Annotated in this window: 16 tRNA genes; all 16 read left to right on the top strand. The window is 50.6% G+C overall.

Annotated features, from left to right (window positions below):
* Nucleotides 1–86 (top strand) — tRNA-Leu (locus A5867_RS17065).
* Nucleotides 87–97: 11 nt separating this feature from the next.
* A tRNA-Arg gene (locus A5867_RS17060) sits at nt 98–171 on the top strand.
* A gap of 11 nt (nt 172–182) precedes the next feature.
* A tRNA-Pro gene (locus tag A5867_RS17055) sits at nt 183–256 on the top strand.
* A 13-nt stretch (nt 257–269) separates the two neighbouring features.
* Nucleotides 270–342 (top strand) — tRNA-Ala (locus A5867_RS17050).
* 28 nt (nt 343–370) lie between these two features.
* Nucleotides 371–444: transfer RNA gene (locus tag A5867_RS17045), tRNA-Met, on the top strand.
* A 13-nt stretch (nt 445–457) separates the two neighbouring features.
* Nucleotides 458–531 (top strand) — tRNA-Ile (locus tag A5867_RS17040).
* A gap of 26 nt (nt 532–557) precedes the next feature.
* Nucleotides 558–647, top strand: a tRNA-Ser gene (locus A5867_RS17035).
* Nucleotides 648–713: 66 nt separating this feature from the next.
* A tRNA-Met gene (locus tag A5867_RS17030) sits at nt 714–787 on the top strand.
* Between the two features lie 38 nt (nt 788–825).
* Nucleotides 826–902, top strand: a tRNA-Asp gene (locus A5867_RS17025).
* Between the two features lies 1 nt (nt 903).
* Nucleotides 904–974 (top strand) — tRNA-Gly (locus A5867_RS17020).
* Between the two features lie 17 nt (nt 975–991).
* Nucleotides 992–1,065 (top strand) — tRNA-Ile (locus A5867_RS17015).
* Nucleotides 1,066–1,086: 21 nt separating this feature from the next.
* Nucleotides 1,087–1,174: transfer RNA gene (locus A5867_RS17010), tRNA-Ser, on the top strand.
* Nucleotides 1,175–1,183: 9 nt separating this feature from the next.
* Nucleotides 1,184–1,255 (top strand) — tRNA-Glu (locus tag A5867_RS17005).
* Between the two features lie 12 nt (nt 1,256–1,267).
* Nucleotides 1,268–1,357 (top strand) — tRNA-Ser (locus A5867_RS17000).
* Nucleotides 1,358–1,423: 66 nt separating this feature from the next.
* A tRNA-Met gene (locus tag A5867_RS16995) sits at nt 1,424–1,497 on the top strand.
* Between the two features lie 39 nt (nt 1,498–1,536).
* A tRNA-Asp gene (locus A5867_RS16990) sits at nt 1,537–1,610 on the top strand.

Below are 1,610 nucleotides of genomic sequence, written 5' to 3'. Positions count from 1 at the left end.
GCCGGGGTGGCGGAACTGGCAGACGCACAGGACTTAAAATCCTGCGGTGAGTGATCACCGTACCGGTTCGATTCCGGTCCTCGGCATTTCATAATATGCGCCCATAGCTCAATTGGATAGAGTGTTTGACTACGGATCAAAAGGTTAGGGGTTCGACTCCTCTTGGGCGCGCTTTTTAATAACGGGAAGTAGCTCAGCTTGGTAGAGCACTTGGTTTGGGACCAAGGGGTCGCAGGTTCGAATCCTGTCTTCCCGATAATTTTTCAAAAGGGGCCTTAGCTCAGCTGGGAGAGCGCCTGCTTTGCACGCAGGAGGTCAGCGGTTCGATCCCGCTAGGCTCCATATCATTTGAATAAATGATTCTTTTTTACGCGGTGTAGCTCAGCTGGCTAGAGCGTCCGGTTCATACCCGGGAGGTCGGGGGTTCGATCCCCTCCGCCGCGATTTTTAAGAGCCTGGACCTTTAGCTCAGTTGGTTAGAGCAGACGGCTCATAACCGTCCGGTCGTAGGTTCGAGTCCTACAAGGTCCATTGTGGCATTGTATCTGTTTTATTATGGAGGATTACCCAAGTCCGGCTGAAGGGAACGGTCTTGAAAACCGTCAGGCGGGTAAAACCGTGCAAGGGTTCGAATCCCTTATCCTCCTTAACTGTCTCTTTTGTTGCGAGCAAAAGAATCACAGTCTTTTAATTACTGTAAAGTAATTACTTATCGCGGGATGGAGCAGTCTGGTAGCTCGTCGGGCTCATAACCCGAAGGTCGTAGGTTCAAATCCTGCTCCCGCAATTGCTTTTGTTTTCAAAAGCGCAATAAAAGCTAAATATGGTTTGGTAGTTCAGTTGGTTAGAATGCCTGCCTGTCACGCAGGAGGTCGCGGGTTCGAGTCCCGTCCAGACCGCCATGCGGGTGTAGTTTAGTGGTAAAACCACAGCCTTCCAAGCTGTTGTCGCGAGTTCGATTCTCGTCACCCGCTTTAGCTTTTATTTTTTGGGGCCTATAGCTCAGCTGGTTAGAGCGCACGCCTGATAAGCGTGAGGTCGATGGTTCGAGTCCATTTAGGCCCATCAAAATGTAGTCATACATTTGGGGAAGTACTCAAGTGGCTGAAGAGGCGCCCCTGCTAAGGGTGTAGGTCGGGAAACCGGCGCGAGGGTTCAAATCCCTCCTTCTCCGTTTTTTATTGGTCCGTTGGTCAAGTGGTTAAGACACCGCCCTTTCACGGCGGTAACACGGGTTCGAATCCCGTACGGATCATTTTTTACTTTTGGAGGATTACCCAAGTCCGGCTGAAGGGAACGGTCTTGAAAACCGTCAGGCGGGTAAAACCGTGCAAGGGTTCGAATCCCTTATCCTCCTTAACTGTCTCTTTTGTTGCGAGCAAAAGAATCACAGTCCTTTAATTACTGTAAAGTAATTACTTATCGCGGGATGGAGCAGTCTGGTAGCTCGTCGGGCTCATAACCCGAAGGTCGTAGGTTCAAATCCTGCTCCCGCAATTGCTTTGTTTAACGGCAAAGCAGCAATACAAAGCTTCTGGTTTGGTAGTTCAGTTGGTTAGAATGCCTGCCTGTCACGCAGGAGGTCGCGGGTTCGAGTCCCGTCCAGACCG

Source organism: Enterococcus sp. 6D12_DIV0197 (assembly GCF_002174385.1).
In the GTDB taxonomy this organism is placed as follows: Bacteria; Bacillota; Bacilli; order Lactobacillales; family Enterococcaceae; genus Enterococcus_D; species Enterococcus_D casseliflavus.
The sequence above is the reverse complement of the archived record's forward strand: the minus strand, read 5'-3'. Positions and strand labels throughout refer to the sequence as shown.